Origin of the sequence: Cohnella zeiphila (genome assembly GCF_014212055.1) — a bacterium.
Taxonomy (GTDB): Bacteria; Bacillota; Bacilli; order Paenibacillales; family Paenibacillaceae; genus Cohnella; species Cohnella zeiphila.
Genome location: NZ_JACJVO010000017.1, coordinates 1 through 14416, shown reverse-complemented (window position 1 = coordinate 14416; position 14416 = coordinate 1). Strand labels below are relative to the sequence as shown.

The window sequence follows — 14416 nt, the reverse complement described above, 5'->3', positions numbered from 1 at the left end:
CCGCGTTCCGGAAACGAACTATAATAAAAACCGTAAATGCCGAGCTACGGCTTCGAGTCTGTGCAACCGGAGGGAGCGCGAATGGGAAAGCCGCTGGTTATTCAGGTAATCGGCTACAAGAACTCGGGCAAGACAACGGTCGTATGCCGATTGGTCGAAGTCTTCAAGCAGGCGGGACTGCGCGTGGGGACGATCAAGCACGATGGGCATGAATTCGATATCGACGCTCCGGAAACGGATACGTGGAAGCATCGCAAGGCCGGGGCCGATCTGGTCGCCATCACGTCGGCGCATCGGACCGCGACGATCGAGAACGTCCCTCGTTCGCTGCAGGAACTGGTCAGCCGTATGGAATCGGTGGACATCGTGGTGGCGGAGGGCTTCAAGTCCGAACCTTATCCCAAAATCGTTCTTCTCAAGCAGCCGGAGGACTTGGAATTGCTGGAGCGGGCGAGCGGAGCGGCAGCGATCATGAGCTGGTTCCCGCGCGAACCGTGGATGAGGGCGGGCGATCTCCCTTGGCTGCGCATCGACGAGACGGACCTGGCGGCGCAGCTGTTGCTGGATGCCGTCCGGGAGGGAAGAACCGATAGGGCCGACAAAGGCGGGAACCGACATGAGCGCCATTCGTAAAGAGAGGATTCAAACGTCGGACAGCCGGAAGCCTATGCAAGAAGCCTCTTCCCCGGCAGACCGGAAGCCGCCCGTTCGCGGCATCGTCCTGGCCGGGGGCCGCAGCTCCCGGATGGGGACGGACAAAGCGCTGCTGACGATCGGCGGCCAACCGTTGATCCGCCATTTGTGCAGCCAACTGCTGAACGTCTGCGACGAGGTGATCGTGGTCACGGCCGGCCCGGGCGATCGCAAGTACAAAAAGCCGCTCGCGGATCTGGGGAAGCACGTCCGTTTTGCGGCTGACGAGTACGGCGGCCAAGGCCCGCTTGCAGGCATCCACGCCGGGTTGTCGGCCACCCCCGACGGTTATGGCTTCGTGATGGCTTGCGATATGCCGCGGCTGTCCGTGCCGTTATTTCGCGACATGGCCGGGAGACTGGACGGGCGAGTGGAAGCCGTGATGTGCGAGGGGCAGCCTTTTCACGCTTTCTACCACCATCGGACCGCTGCCCGCGCCGAAGCCTTTCTTATGGAAGGACAGCTCCGATTGCAAGCTTTCTGCCGCTCGCTCGACGCGGTGACGGTACCGCCCGACGACAGCGAATGCTTCCGCAATTTGAACACGCCGGAGGAGTTCGAGCAATATGTGACCGCTCTCCCCGGCTTATCCCCCGAGAGGAGACCTCTCGATTTCCTCTCACCTTAAATCCTCTATTCTCGAGGGATGGGTATAAACGTTCAAAGATTGGTTCCGTATGAATCCGACCGCCGTAATCCCCAGATCGTCCGCCAGTTGAAGGGCCAGCTCCGTCGGGGCCGACTTGGAGAGGACGACCTCGCACCCGATCTTTGCGACCTTCAGCAAAATTTCGGAGGAGATTCGCCCGCTGAATGCGATGATTTTTCCTTTTAGCGGAATGTCGTGCCTCAGGCAATGCCCGTAAATCTTGTCCAACGCATTGTGCCGCCCGATATCCATCCTTGACAGAACGATTCCCTGCTTGTCGCAAAGCGCGGCATTGTGGACGCCTCCCGTATCCCGGAAAATCTCCGCCGAGCTTTGCATCAGCCCCATCAACCGAAAGATGTCCTCGAACGACAAAGTCACGTTGATGTCCGACATGGTCTTCGCCGTCTTGGCATCGTTGAAAAAATAAAAGCCTTGCCGGCTTTTGCCGCAGCAGGAGGTGATGTACCGCTTCGAGTGGAACTTCCGGTAGAATTCGTTCATTCTTTGGGTCTTGATATGAACGAAGCCCTCCCTCTCGTCGAACCACATGTCGTCGATGTCGTCATAACGCCGAATGACGCCTTCCGAAGCCAGAAAGCCGACAGCCATATCCTCGATATACTCCGGCGAGCTGACCATCGTCGCGAATTCTTCGCCGTTGATTTTGAGAGTCACAGGGTACTCCGTCACGACCTTGTCCGGCACACGCTCTATTTCGCCGCGATGATAGCGGATAATCTCGCGGGTATTCTCGACCGGATCCACCTGCTCCACGCCCCTTGCCGACGATTTGGCTTCATTATATTCGCTGTCGGCCGGAATGACAAACCCGGGCGCTTCGTAGACGAACGGTTGATTGTTCGTTATGATGATTACAATAGGGCTTGCTTGGGAGAAAGGATGTCCTCCATTTGAAGTGGAACCGCCAGGCGATCGATGTGGTCGAAGCGCAGAACCGAATTCAATCCCATGTTCGGCTGCAAAAATCGGAAGATCTGGCGCTTCTGCGCGCCTTCGGCCGAAGGCTGGCGGAGGACATGGCCGCTCCCCACGACATGCCGCACTTCGTCAGATCGGGAATGGACGGGTTCGCGGTCCGATCCGAGGACCTTCGCGGAGCCGGCGCCCGGCGTCCCGCCCTTCTGGAGGTCGTCCAGACGATATCATGCGGAACGGTCCCGACGCTGCCGATCCGCAGCGGGCAAGCCGCCCGAATCATGACGGGCGCTCCCCTGCCCGACGGCGCGGATACGGTCGTCATGTTCGAGATGACGGAGGACCGCGAGCTCGGCGGCAGGCCGTTCGTGGCCGTCAAGAAGGAAGTGGAACGCGGGAAAAACGTATCCCTCATCGGCGAGGAAATCAAGCGAAGCGAGCCTCTGTTCGGCATCGGGACCCGGATCAACGCCGGAGAAGTCTCGCTTCTCGCCGCTTTCGGCCACGAGAGGGTCCGCGTCTTCGCGAAGCCGCGGGTTGCGGTCTTTACGACCGGCTCGGAGCTGCTCGACATCGGTTCGCCGCTGCAGCCGGGAAAAATCAGAAACAGCAATTTCTATTTGCTCTCGTCCCTTGTGCAGGAAGCGGGCGGCGAAGTCGTCCGCTCCGCCGTGCTGTCCGACCGGATAGAGCAAGCCAAGAGGGCGATCGATCAGGCGATCGGCGAAGTCGATCTGATCATCACCTCCGGCGGAGTGTCCGTGGGCGATTATGACGTCATGGCCGATTTTTTCCGCGATATGCCAGGTACGCTGTTGTTCAACAAGGTGGCGATGCGCCCCGGAAGCGTAACCACTGTAGGCGTTTCGCAGAACAAGCTGCTGTTCGGCCTGTCCGGGAATCCCGGGGCGTGCTTCGTAGGGTTTGAGCTTTTTGTCCGCCCCGCCCTGCTTGCCATGCAAGGAAAAAAAGACCCCTATCCGCCCAAATTCAGAGCGCATCTGCATGGCGACTTTACAAAGGGAAACGTTTTCACGCGCTTCGTGCGCGGCCGAAGCTTCATTCGGGAAGGCCGGGCGTTCGTAGAGCCCGTCGGAAGAGAGCAGTCCAGCGTCTCCGTCTCCATCAAGGACTCGGATTGCCTGATCCTGATCCCTCCGGGCAGGCGGGGCAAGCAGGACGGCGAACTCGTAGAGGCCCTCAAGCTGGATGTCATTCGATGAAAGGTGCGAGATTCGCGCCGGCGCCTCGGAACATGATCATATGCCGGAGTTTTTTCGATTCTATGAGCTTTCCTACTTCTTTTACTGGAAGGGAGTCTCTTCGATGAGCCAAGGCAGAGTCACGATTACCTTGAACGGCAGAGAGTATGAAGTTCAAGCGGGCTCCACGATCCTGGAGGCCGTCAACGCCCACGATATTGCGCATCCCCAGATATGCTACGTCCCCGAGGTCGATCCGATCCGGACTTGCGATACGTGCATTGCGGAAGTCGACGGGAAGCTGATGCGTTCCTGCTCTACGATCGTGCGGGACGGGATGGACGTTCAATTGTCTTCTCCCCGCGCCAAATCGGCGCAGACCGAAGCGATGGACCGGATTCTGGAGAACCACCTGCTGTATTGCACCGTCTGCGACAACAACAACGGCAATTGCCGGGTGCACAACACGGCGGAACTGCTCGAAATCGAGCATCAGAAGTACCCCTATCGCCCGAAGGTCGATCCGAGCCAAGTCGACATGTCTCATCCCTTCTATCGCTACGACCCGAATCAATGCATCGCGTGCGGACAATGCGTCGAGGTCTGCCAGAATCTTCAGGTCAACGAGACGCTGTCCATCGCCTGGGAAGCGGAGCGCCCGCGCGTCATCTGGGACGACGGAGTGGCGATCAACGATTCCTCCTGCGTCAGCTGCGGACAATGCGTAACGGTCTGCCCCTGCAACGCGTTGATGGAGAAATCGATGCTCGGCGAGGCCGGCTTTATGACCGGAATCCAGGAGGATCTGCTCCATCCGATGATCGATCTGATCAAAGAAGTGGAGCCCGGCTACGGCAGCATCTTCGCCATCTCCGAGGCGGAAGCGTCCATGCGCAAAACCCGCACCAAAAAAACGAAAACCGTCTGCACGTTCTGCGGCGTGGGCTGCTCCTTCGAGGTTTGGACCAAGGGGCGCAAAATTTTGAAGGTGCAACCGGTCTCGGAAGCGCCCGTCAACGGGATCTCGACCTGCGTCAAAGGGAAATTCGGCTGGGATTTCGTGGGCAGCGAGGAACGCCTGACGAAGCCGTTGATCCGCCGCGGGAACGAATTCGTGGAATCGACTTGGGAAGAAGCGCTCGGCCTGATGGCCGGCAAGCTGAAGTCCATCAAGGATACTTACGGCAGCCATTCGCTCGGCTTCATCTCCTCCTCCAAATTCACCAACGAAGAGAACTATCTGATGCAGAAAATGGCCCGGCAGGTGTTTCAAACCAACAACGTGGACAATTGCTCCCGCTACTGTCAATCTCCGGCTTCCTGGGGGCTGCAGCAGACCGGCGGCATCGGCGGCGATTCCGGCACGATCAAGGACCTGGCTGCGGCCGGCCTTGTCATCCTCATCGGATGCGCTCCGGCCGAGGCTCATCCCGTGCTCGCCACGCGCATCAAGCGCGCGCACAAGCTGCACGGGCAGAAGCTGATCTCCGTCGACCTTCGCCGGCACGAGATGGCGGATCGCGCCGATCTGTTCATTCGTCCGAAGCAGGGAACGGATTATGTCTGGCTGTCGGCCGTCGCCAAGTACATGATCGATCAGAACTGGCATCGTCCCGACTTCATCGAAGAGCATGTGAATTTTTATCCGGAATATTTGAAGCTCCTGCAGCGGTTCACCCTGGAATTCGCCGAAGAAGAGACGGGCATTCCGCAAGCGACGTTGATCGAGATCGCCAAGATGATTCGCGACGCCGACGGCACCGCGATATGCTGGGGCATGGGCGTCACGCAAAACGTGGCCGGCTCCCACACCTCCTGCGCGATCGCCAACCTGCTGCTCGTTACGGGGAACTTCATGCGTCCGGGCGCAGGCGCGTTTCCGCTTCGCGGCCATAACAACGTGCAGGGCGCATCCGACATGGGGACGATGCCCAACATCTACCCCGGCTACCAACCGGTCGCGGACGCAGCGATTCGCGCCAAATTCGAAGCGGCCTACGGCGTCTCTCTCCCCGCCGAGCCGGGCCTGGACAATATCCAGATGCTCGAAGCCATAGACCGCGGAGAGATCAAGGCCATGTATATCGCCGGCGAAGAGATGGCGTGGGTGGACGCGAACTCCCGCCATACCCAGGAGATGCTGGCCAAGCTCGATTTCCTGGTAGTGCAGGACGTATTTCTGAGCAAGACGGCCCAATTTGCCGATATTGTGCTGCCGGCCTCTCCGTCGCTCGAGAAGGAAGGAACGTTTACGAATACCGAGCGCCGCGTGCAGCGTCTGTATCAAGCGTTGGAGCCGATGGGCGACAGCAAGCCGGACTGGTGGATCTTCACCCAGGTGGCGAAGCATATGGGATTTGATTGGAATTATAAGCACCCGAGCGAGATCTTCGCCGAGATGGCTTCGCTCACGCCGTTTTTCTCGCAATGCGATTATGACGTGCTGGCCGGGTGGAACAGCTTCAACTGGGGATCGCCGGACGGAAGCCATACCCCGGTGCTGCATACCCGCGGCTTTAACTTTCCGGACAAAAAAGCGCGGCTGGCGCTGTTCGACTACATTCCGCCGGCGAAGTTCCCCGCGGAATTCGACCTGGCGCTCAATAACGGCCGCTTGCTGGAGCAGTTCCATGAAGGGAACCTGACGGACAAATCCAAAGGAATCCACAGCAAGCTTCCGGCCGTATTCGTGGAAGTATCGCCGGAGCTCGCCGCAGAACGCGCCGTCAAGGACGGATCGCTCGTCCGGCTGGAATCGCCCTACGGGGCCATCAAGCTGAACGTCGTCGTGTCCGACCGCGTGCAGGGGAAAAGCATCTACGTGCCGATGCATTCGGCAAGCCACGAGAACGCGATCAACCTGTTGACCGGCGGGGCGGTCGATGTGGAGACGCATACGCCCGCATACAAGCAAATCAAGGTTCGAATGCAGGTTCTCGAGGCGGAAGGCAGCAATCCGCTGCCAAGAACCAGCCCGCGCTACAAGAAGCGCCATCCGCAGAACGGAGTCGAAGTGCAGCGAAAATGGAATCGTCCCGATTACGTTTCCTTGGTAGATCAAGAATAAGGGGGCCGAGACATGGCTGAGCCTATTGCGACGATCAGGAAAAACGTTCTCTCGGAGGAAGACAAGCGGAAAGCGGCGCTGGACCAGCTCGCCGCCGACCTGGCGGAACGCGAGGCCGCGCTCAAGCAGACGCTGGAACTGGTCCAGGAGCTGCACGACAGCGGAATTCTCGAAGCGGCTCAGGCGATGCTGAAAGCCAAGGCGGATATCGCGAAAATCGTTGTCGGCCAAACCGCCCGCAAGCCGGTCACCCATATGATCAACAATCTGATGGGGGCGGCAGGCGCCTTCTCGGAAATGGACCCCGAGCTTACGAAAAAGCTGGCGGGCAGCTTGTCGGCCGGCCTCGAGGAAGCCAAGGAGCATCTGCAGTCGCCCAAGAAAACCCGGATTCTCGACCTGATGAAAGCCATGAACGACCCGGACATCAACCGCGCCATCGGCTTCGGCATCCGTTTTCTGAAAGGCGTAGGCAAAGGCTTAAAAGAACAATAAGCGGCAGAAAGTCTTAACCGACGCGGCGTGTAAGCAACTTCGGTTATAAGTTGGTTGAGCAAACTCGTAAAAAAAAGTAGTAGACTGACCCTAAAAATTGACACAGCGACAGTCAAAGACGGGAAAATAAAGTCTTAGACTGTCGCGGAAGCTGTGAAAGATGAGTCAGTAATTACAGCTTTCTCAATTCATGCAAAATATTCTCAGGATCCAACCGCTGCATAAAGTCCGGATTCACGTAAGCGGAACGGATAATGCCGGATTCGTCGATCATAAAGGTGGAAGGAATCGGCAGGATCCAGCGGTTCGTCGCGTTGTATTCCGCCAGGTCCATGCCCATTTGCTTCATAATGTCTTGGATGTAATCTGGAACTTCGTAAAGGATGTTATAGAAAGCGGCCACGAGACCGTGTGTGTCGCTAAGCACTTGGAAGGTCAGCTCTTCTTTCTCCTGCTGGGAAAGCGTGTTGTCCGGGCTTTGCGGGCTGACCGCGATCAACTGGCCTCCAAGGGCTTGGATGTCCGGCAGAAGCTTCTGATAGGCCTTAAGCTGACTGTTGCAGAACGGGCACCAACCGCCGCGATAGAAAGTCAGGACAACAGGTCCTTTGGACAGTTCATCATAAAGGTTAACCGTTTCTCCTAAAGCATTATTGAGTGTAAAATCCTTTGCCTTCTGCCCCTCCTGCCGGCCGTAAACAAGACCGGATTCCTGCTGCTCCCGAATCTGACGGAACATCGCCATTTGGATCTCCAAAGGGGTATGCGCGATAAATCCCTGTCTGGCTTCCGCTAAAGTTTGAGTCAATAACATGTTTTGCTCCTCCTTTTTAATTAAAAATATCCTCTCGGCACAAGAAAACAAGCTCGGTGAGCCTGCCGGCCACTGTCAGCCGGACGCTCCGCGCATCGAACAAGAGGATTCTTCCGGCGATCTGCCCTTCAACATCATTCCGCCTACATCTTGGCTGTCGAATCGAATTTTGGGAGCCTGCCCTGCCTGCGCAAATGGATGATTTGGGCTGTCAAGCCAACGATGAGAATGACGAAAAGAATGGCTTGAGAGCCGAGAAGAATTGGCGAATTCAGATCGGTGACTATGGGGTGGCCATTTGGAACACGGCGCAAGATTTCGGAAACGGTCGGTAACATCAGCAGAAACGCCGTCAGGCTGAGAAAGATTGTTTCGAGGTACTTGCCCGCACGCCCAAACCTCGAAATACGCCCGATACCGTATCCGGCGAGCAGCAGCAGGATCGTTGCCGCACCAATGCCATAGCTAGTCGACTGATGTGCGATGGCGAATACTGTAATAGCGCCGATCAGCATCGAAATAAAGTAGACGACACCGGATTTTGAGCGAGGCACGATCCGTCCGTAGCGAGCAAACATATATATAGCCAGCGGAATGGCGGGCAAGCTGCTGAGCGTATGTACCCAGCCGAGTGGTGAAATTCCAAACATAATTATCTCCTTCCAGTCCTTAAAGACCAGGGTGAATTGTTTTGTTCTGTCGACAGATTAGCGCGAGCCGACGCTAGCGGCTGATAGCATCTCTGTTCGGGTCGGTGATGGCTGAAACAAGAAAATTCACACGCGCTTAATGCGGCATAGCCAGTCACGTTGGCAATGGATTGACTGCAACCGTCGCCGAAGCGCGAAGCGAGTCGCTCCAAGAGAGGGCCTGTCACGACGCCGAATATCTTCGGATCGCCATACGCGCCGAAAGCATCGTGCCGTGAACCGCCGCCATTAACGCTTCGGCATCGGCACGAGAGGTACTCGTCAGTTGAAGTTGCCCGTGCTGCACGCCGCGCTCAAGTACGGATGTCAACCACTCCGACAAGGAGCGGAAATTCCCGCATGTGATCATGAAATGATATAAATCTTTCATTAGTTTCTCCTTTGATTCAGTGGATTTTCTTCATGATTGAGCAATTCATACTTCACGAAGCTAAAAATGTTCAAATTCCACCGCTGCTTGCTTCACTACCTTTACAAGCCCCAATTAACATAAGGCCTCCTCCTTCTTTTCAATCCTGTTAAACATCCTCCATGCAAAGGGAAGATTTGCTTTGATTATAAAGGTCGAGCTGTTAAATCCTTGTTAAGTGAAGCTCCGAGAGACTGCCTGATTTTCCTCGCATCGCGGAAATGGGAGTGATATGCTGTGGTCATAGAAGGAAGGAGGGTTGATATGCGAATCCTCATTGTTGAAGATGAGGAGGACCTCTCGCGCGAATGTATTGATCCAAGCGAATGGAACGATTACAGGACGACAACGGAGCGGTCGCTGTCTCGGCTGGAGTCGTTCTTCTTGCCAGTTTTTGATTGATCAGACCAAAATCAATTGTTCAGTCATGACAAGAACATGTCCGATCTGCCAATGCAGGTTGTTGTTAAAATGTTCAGGCACTATACTGCGCTTATTAATTGAAGTGATTCGGAGTCTTGCACTAATGGAACATGCTTAATCGAGGAACATTTTATTTGCATTACAGAGATATTTTCATCTGATTGAGGAAACGGCTTTCTTCCGAGGATTGTTGAGTGTATTTGAACCTTTCGATCTTCAGGAGTTGAGGAACCACCCGGATCAAGCCTATCCTCCAATCACAAATGCTTTTCAATATTTGCATATGCATGCCAGCCTTTTCAAAACGTTGATTTGTTCGGGAGCCCCAACAGAATTGAGAGAGCCGAAGATATAGCAAAGATATTACCCGTATTTATTCGTAAATCATCATATCTTGTTGATTAATCGTAACCTGTAAAAGCAATCAGCTATTTCGGCGACAGATTTTTAAGTTCCTGCGTATAGAACAAGACATCCAATAGCCCCCATTTCCCTTCAAACGGATCGCCAAGCGTGCAATCCAATATTTTTGCCCCTCCACATCCCGGCATCTTGCTGAGGTAATCTAGTTCGTTGAGTACGACTTCAGCCATAAGGAAAAACCTCCTGTATTCTGCCGTTTTACGAACAGAATACAGGAGGCAATCAGCGAAATCAGGCGAATTCGTCGCGGGTTGATCTACTTCCCGACGACGCCGTGCGGATCGATCACGAACTTCCGGGAGGCTCCGCCGTCAAACTCCCTATAAGCCGCCGGGGCGTCATCGAGCCGAATGATCGTTGCGTTCACCGCTTTGGCGATCTGCGCCCGTCCGTTCAGGATCGCCATCATCAATTCGCGATGGTATTTCATGACGGGCGTTTGGCCGGTTACGAACGTATGCGCTTTCGCCCAGCCGAGCCCAAGCCGGATCTTGAGCGTGCCGATCTTCGCGTCTTCGTCGACGGCTCCGGGATCCCCGGTTACGTATAATCCGGGGATGCCCAATCGTCCGCCGGCTCGCGTCACCTGCATGATGGAGTTCAGCACCGTTGCCGGCGCCTCCGCATGGTTGCGTCCGTGCCCATGCGCCTCGAAACCGACGCAATCGATGGCACAATCGACCTCCGGAACGCCCAGAATCTGAGCGATCATGCCGCCCAGATCGTCGTGCTCGCTGAGATCGACCGTTTCGCAGCCGAAGCTGCGCGCTTGGGCCAACCGTTCCTTGTTCAAGTCGCCCACGATAACGACGGCGGCTCCGAGAAGCTGAGCCGAATGCGCGGCAGCGAGACCCACCGGCCCGGCGCCGGCTACGTACACGGTAGCGCCCGGCTTTACGCCTGCGCTGACAGCGCCATGGTAGCCCGTCGGGAAGATGTCGGACAGCATGGTCAGGTCGCGGATCTTCTCCATTGCCCTCTCCTTATCCGGGAACTTCAGCAATTGGAAATCCGCGTACGGCACCATCACGTATTCCGATTGACCGCCGACCCATCCTCCCATGTCCACATAGCCATAGGCGGAACCGGGGCGATCCGGATTCACGTTCTCGCAGACATGCGTGTTCTGTTCCTTGCAGCTTCTGCAGCGTCCGCAGGCAATGTTGAACGGAACCGACACCAGATCGCCCTTCTTGATGAACTCGACATCTCGTCCGACCTCGATCACCTCGCCGGTAATCTCATGGCCCAGGACCAAGCCGGAAGGCGCTGTCGTACGGCCCCGAACCATATGCTGGTCACTGCCGCAAATATTCGTGGTGACCACCTTAAGAATGACGCCGTGATCGCACTTGCGGCCCACATTCAAGGGGTTGACCCCCGGACCGTCGCGCAAAACCAAATCGGGGTATGCCGTATTGCACACTTCCACCTTGCCAGGCTCCACGTAGACCACTGCTCTGTTTCCGGACATTTGATCCATCTCCTGTTCCTGTGTAATGGATTAAAGTACCTATCTATGACGAAAAGCCGTTAAGCGACGATTTCATGGAAACCGATCCTTAACGGCTTGACGTTAGACTTTTGCGAGCTTCGTGATGCGGCCGTACTGCGTCCACTCCGCCACATAGATGTCGCCCTTCGCATCGACGCATACGCCATGAGGAGAACTGAAACGGTTCGGGCGGAAAAAGTCCGGCGGCAGGTTCGGCCAACCTTTGGTCTTGTAAGCTTGCTGATCCTCTCCCAGATGAACGATCAGCTCATCGTTACGATTGAAGATCGATACGCGGCTGTTTAAGTCCGGGAATACGAGCTCGTCTCCGTAATAATAGAAATTGCACGGCAAATCCATATTCTCGTCAACGATCCGCTTCGGTTCGCCTTCCAGCGTGAACACTTGAATCCGATGGTTGGAACGATCGGCTACGTACAGCTCCGCTTCGTCCCCTCGGAGGTCGACGGAGATTCCGTGAGGGCAGTCGAGCTTGCCGATCTCGGAGCCTTTGCCGCCGAAGGAGCGAATCCATTCTCCGTCGGACCGGAACTGGTGAATATAGCTCTGACCGTATCCGTCCGCTACGTAGATATCCCCGTTCGGCGCTACCGCGACGTCCGTCGGCGAGAACTTCCGTTCCGCGTCGTAAACGTTCGGCAAGTCCGGCGTGCCTATCGAGAGAACCTTCTCGCCGGCAAGGGTCAACTTGGCGACTAACCCGCGACTGGTGTCCGTAACGTACAGATATTCTGTTCCCTGCTCCTCGTGAAGCAGAAAACCGTGCGCGCCGCCCTCGAACTCGTCCCCCCAGGCAGAAAGGAAATTCCCCTCGCCGTCGAACTTGAGCACGCATGGTTTATTCGTGTGAAAGACGTACAAATTCCCTTCGGAATCGACTTCGATCCCGTGCGTGTAACCGAGCTGTATGGACGGAGGCACCTTTACCCAATCTTCCACAACCTCATATTGCCGAAATGCGTTGCCCATTCGTTTCATAAGCTTTCCTCCCGGCTTATGGATTCCAAATTCTATTATAAGCGCTTTCTTCCAGATTGTAACGGGGGATGTCTATTGAATATCAAACAAGCTGCGGACGCGCAAGCGCGATTCGAATTCTTCCAGCCCTATCGGCCCGGAAAGCATATTCTTCGGGAAAAGTCCTAGAGAACCTCATAAAGTTCTGCCCCGTGCGGTATTCGTCACCCCAGACAGGCCACGACCGCCGCGGCCAGGTTCGACGCCCGTGGTTCGCCAGGCCGGAATGACCACAGATTCGTGACGTAGCCGAAGCCGACACCAGCGTCGGGATCGGCGAATCCGACCGATCCGCCGGAGCCGGGGTGACCGAACGACCCGGGCCCGACCCAGGGCATCGGCGAGCAGGCCCGCCAGAACCCGAGCGACATGTTAAAGGAGCGGTCGGCCGGAATATCCAGTCCCGGCGGAAGCCCGTTCATCCGCGTCTTGTCGGTTTGGACGAGCGTCATCCTCTCGACCGTCTCCGGATCTAGCAGCCGTCTGCCGTCGACCTCGCTCACCGTGGCCGCATACATCCGTGCCAGCGATCGAGCGTCTGCGAACATGTTGCAGCAGGGGAACTCTGCGGCGCGCCAGGCACGCGTGTTCATATAACCGCTGGCGGGATCCATGGCACCGCCGAGCACGCCGGCACGGGCTTGCACGGAGTCCGGTCCCCAGACGGCGCCCATCCAGGCGAGGACCGTAGCCTCATCGAGGCCGGTGGTCTCGATCATTCCGGCGGTCAACTCTTCCATCGTGAACGGAGCGGCGTACTCGAGGCGCGCGACCCGCCCCTCTTGTTCCTCGGGCAGCCCGATCCAGGCGCTCAGCCCTAGCGGCGCAGCGACCTCGTCGGCGAAGAAGCGGCCGAGCGACTTGCCGGTGATCCGGCGCACAAGTTCCCCGACCAGAAACCCGAAGGTCACGCTGTGGTAGACGTGCTCGGTGCCCGGCGTCCATTCCGGCTTCTGCGCCTCGAGTGCCCGGATGACCGGATGCCAGGCGCAGGCCTCCTCGAAGGTCAGCGGTCCGTCGACGATCGGCAGGCCGGCCTGGTGTGAAAGCAGCCAGCGCACCGGGATCTGTTCCTTGCCGGCAGCGCCGAACTCCGGCCAGTACTTGACCACCGGGGCGTCCAGATCGAGCTTGCCGCGCTGTACCAGCAGATGGGCGCAGATCGCGGCAGCGCCTTTGGTCGTGGAGGCGACGGCAACGATGGTGTTCTTGTCCCATGGACGGTTCGCCTCGCGATCAGCGAGGCCGCTCCACAGATCGACGACGGGTCGACCATCTACATAGACGCAGCACGCTGCGCCGACCTCGCCGGGGTTCCCTTCGAAGTTCTCGCGAAAGGCATCGGCGACTTTCCCCCAGCCGTCCTCGACGTGTCCCTGCACTTGTGTTTCGCTTGTCATGACTGTACCATCCCTTTACTAAATATTTTTGATTATCGTTTTAATGCCTGCAACCATTAAGCTGCTTTCCGTTTGTAGGCCCGCATCGCGAAGAAATAAGCCACGAGCATAATCCCGACGCACCACGCAAGCGCGATCCATATCTCGTTGCCCACCGGCTGCCCTGACAGCAGCGCGCGGATGGTCTCCACGATCGAGGTTACCGGCTGGTTCTCGGCAAAAGCGCGAACGACCTTCGGCATCGAATCGGTCGGCACAAAGGCCGAGCTGATGAACGGCAGGAAGATCAGCGGATAGGAGAATGCGCTTGCGCCTTCCACCGTTTTTCCGGTCAATCCGGCAATCGCCGCGACCCACGTCAATGCCAGCGTAAACAGCAGGAGGATGCCGGTTACGGCAAGCCAGGGCAGGATCCCCGCCGACGAGCGAAAGCCCATCGCCAGCGCCACGAGAATGATGACGACAAGCGAAATGACGTTGGATACCACCGAGGTCAGCACGTGCCCCCACAGCACGGCGGATCGCGCGATCGGCATGGAGTGGAACCGCTCGATGATGCCCCGCTGCTTATCCATAAACAGACGGTATGCCGTGTAGGATATGCCGCTGGCGATCGCAATCAGCAGGATGCCGGGCAACAGGTAGTTCACATAGTTTTC

The 14416-nt window shown here is 57.0% G+C and carries 14 protein-coding genes; 5 read left to right on the top strand and 9 right to left on the bottom strand.

From position 1 onward, the window contains the following. Positions 1 to 81: 81 nt before the first annotated feature. Together mobB and mobA are read left to right on the top strand one after the other, a co-directional pair. Positions 82 to 633: a molybdopterin-guanine dinucleotide biosynthesis protein B gene (gene mobB, locus H7C18_RS14185; RefSeq protein ID WP_185129739.1), complete on the top strand. Its 552-nt coding sequence runs from the start codon at positions 82 to 84 to the stop codon at positions 631 to 633. Further along, positions 617 to 1321: a molybdenum cofactor guanylyltransferase gene (gene mobA, locus H7C18_RS14180; RefSeq protein ID WP_185129738.1), complete on the top strand. Its 705-nt coding sequence runs from the start codon at positions 617 to 619 to the stop codon at positions 1319 to 1321. The genes mobB and mobA overlap by 17 nt, the downstream gene beginning before the upstream one ends. On the opposite strand, the gene fdhD is transcribed toward mobA, so the two are convergent. Further along, positions 1313 to 2110 carry a formate dehydrogenase accessory sulfurtransferase FdhD gene (gene fdhD, locus H7C18_RS14175; protein WP_185129737.1) on the bottom strand — a complete coding sequence of 266 codons (798 nt, stop codon included), beginning with the start codon at positions 2108 to 2110 and terminating at the stop codon, positions 1313 to 1315. The genes mobA and fdhD overlap by 9 nt on opposite strands. A gap of 146 nt (positions 2111 to 2256) precedes the next feature. Here fdhD and H7C18_RS14170 point away from each other — a divergent pair, with 146 nt between their 5' ends. From H7C18_RS14170 to H7C18_RS14160, 3 genes are all read left to right on the top strand, one after another. Continuing rightward, positions 2257 to 3504, top strand: coding sequence for a molybdopterin molybdotransferase MoeA (locus H7C18_RS14170; RefSeq protein ID WP_238357692.1), 1248 nt, complete (start codon positions 2257 to 2259; stop codon positions 3502 to 3504). 103 nt (positions 3505 to 3607) lie between these two features. Continuing rightward, on the top strand, positions 3608 to 6550 hold the full coding sequence (gene fdhF / locus H7C18_RS14165; RefSeq protein ID WP_185129735.1) for a formate dehydrogenase subunit alpha: 2943 nt from the start codon (positions 3608 to 3610) through the stop codon (positions 6548 to 6550). A 12-nt stretch (positions 6551 to 6562) separates the two neighbouring features. Further along, positions 6563 to 7045, top strand: a complete 483-nt coding sequence (locus tag H7C18_RS14160; protein ID WP_185129734.1) for a helical membrane plugin domain-containing protein — start codon at positions 6563 to 6565, stop codon at positions 7043 to 7045. A gap of 172 nt (positions 7046 to 7217) precedes the next feature. Here H7C18_RS14160 and H7C18_RS14155 read toward each other — a convergent pair whose 3' ends face one another. The 8 genes from H7C18_RS14155 to H7C18_RS14120 form a co-directional block, all read right to left on the bottom strand. After that, positions 7218 to 7859, bottom strand: coding sequence for a peroxiredoxin-like family protein (locus tag H7C18_RS14155; RefSeq protein WP_185129733.1), 642 nt, complete (start codon positions 7857 to 7859; stop codon positions 7218 to 7220). Positions 7860 to 8002: 143 nt separating this feature from the next. After that, positions 8003 to 8509 carry a hypothetical protein gene (locus H7C18_RS14150; protein WP_185129732.1) on the bottom strand — a complete coding sequence of 169 codons (507 nt, stop codon included), beginning with the start codon at positions 8507 to 8509 and terminating at the stop codon, positions 8003 to 8005. 223 nt (positions 8510 to 8732) lie between these two features. After that, positions 8733 to 8939 (bottom strand): hypothetical protein, encoded by a 207-nt coding sequence (locus H7C18_RS14145; protein ID WP_185129731.1) that lies wholly within the window; start codon positions 8937 to 8939, stop codon positions 8733 to 8735. Between the two features lie 890 nt (positions 8940 to 9829). After that, the gene (locus H7C18_RS14140; protein WP_185129730.1) at positions 9830 to 9994 is read right to left on the bottom strand and encodes a hypothetical protein; all 165 of its coding nucleotides are present in this window, start codon (positions 9992 to 9994) and stop codon (positions 9830 to 9832) included. Positions 9995 to 10080: 86 nt separating this feature from the next. Continuing rightward, entirely contained in the window at positions 10081 to 11298 is a 1218-nt protein-coding gene (gene fdhA, locus H7C18_RS14135) for a formaldehyde dehydrogenase, glutathione-independent (RefSeq protein WP_185129729.1), read from the bottom strand. Between the two features lie 102 nt (positions 11299 to 11400). Further along, positions 11401 to 12318 carry an NHL repeat-containing protein gene (locus H7C18_RS14130; RefSeq protein WP_185129728.1) on the bottom strand — a complete coding sequence of 306 codons (918 nt, stop codon included), beginning with the start codon at positions 12316 to 12318 and terminating at the stop codon, positions 11401 to 11403. Positions 12319 to 12521: 203 nt separating this feature from the next. Next, positions 12522 to 13757 (bottom strand): serine hydrolase domain-containing protein, encoded by a 1236-nt coding sequence (locus H7C18_RS14125; protein WP_185129727.1) that lies wholly within the window; start codon positions 13755 to 13757, stop codon positions 12522 to 12524. Between the two features lie 56 nt (positions 13758 to 13813). Further along, a partial coding sequence (locus tag H7C18_RS14120) for an ABC transporter permease (RefSeq protein WP_185129726.1) occupies positions 13814 to 14416 on the bottom strand: 603 nt, incomplete at its 5' end.

Bases quoted from the DNA above. Each gene is read 5' to 3' on its own strand.
- mobB (WP_185129739.1), top strand. From the start codon at position 82: ATGGGAAAGCCGCTGGTTATTCAGGTAATCGGCTACAAGAACTCGGGC.
- mobA (WP_185129738.1), top strand. From the start codon at position 617: ATGAGCGCCATTCGTAAAGAGAGGATTCAAACGTCGGACAGCCGGAAG.
- fdhF (WP_185129735.1), top strand. From the start codon at position 3,608: ATGAGCCAAGGCAGAGTCACGATTACCTTGAACGGCAGAGAGTATGAA.
- H7C18_RS14160 (WP_185129734.1), top strand. From the start codon at position 6,563: ATGGCTGAGCCTATTGCGACGATCAGGAAAAACGTTCTCTCGGAGGAA.
- H7C18_RS14155 (WP_185129733.1), bottom strand. From the start codon at position 7,859: ATGTTATTGACTCAAACTTTAGCGGAAGCCAGACAGGGATTTATCGCG.
- H7C18_RS14150 (WP_185129732.1), bottom strand. From the start codon at position 8,509: ATGTTTGGAATTTCACCACTCGGCTGGGTACATACGCTCAGCAGCTTG.
- H7C18_RS14145 (WP_185129731.1), bottom strand. From the start codon at position 8,939: ATGAAAGATTTATATCATTTCATGATCACATGCGGGAATTTCCGCTCC.
- H7C18_RS14140 (WP_185129730.1), bottom strand. From the start codon at position 9,994: ATGGCTGAAGTCGTACTCAACGAACTAGATTACCTCAGCAAGATGCCG.
- fdhA (WP_185129729.1), bottom strand. From the start codon at position 11,298: ATGTCCGGAAACAGAGCAGTGGTCTACGTGGAGCCTGGCAAGGTGGAA.
- H7C18_RS14130 (WP_185129728.1), bottom strand. From the start codon at position 12,318: ATGAAACGAATGGGCAACGCATTTCGGCAATATGAGGTTGTGGAAGAT.
- H7C18_RS14125 (WP_185129727.1), bottom strand. From the start codon at position 13,757: ATGACAAGCGAAACACAAGTGCAGGGACACGTCGAGGACGGCTGGGGG.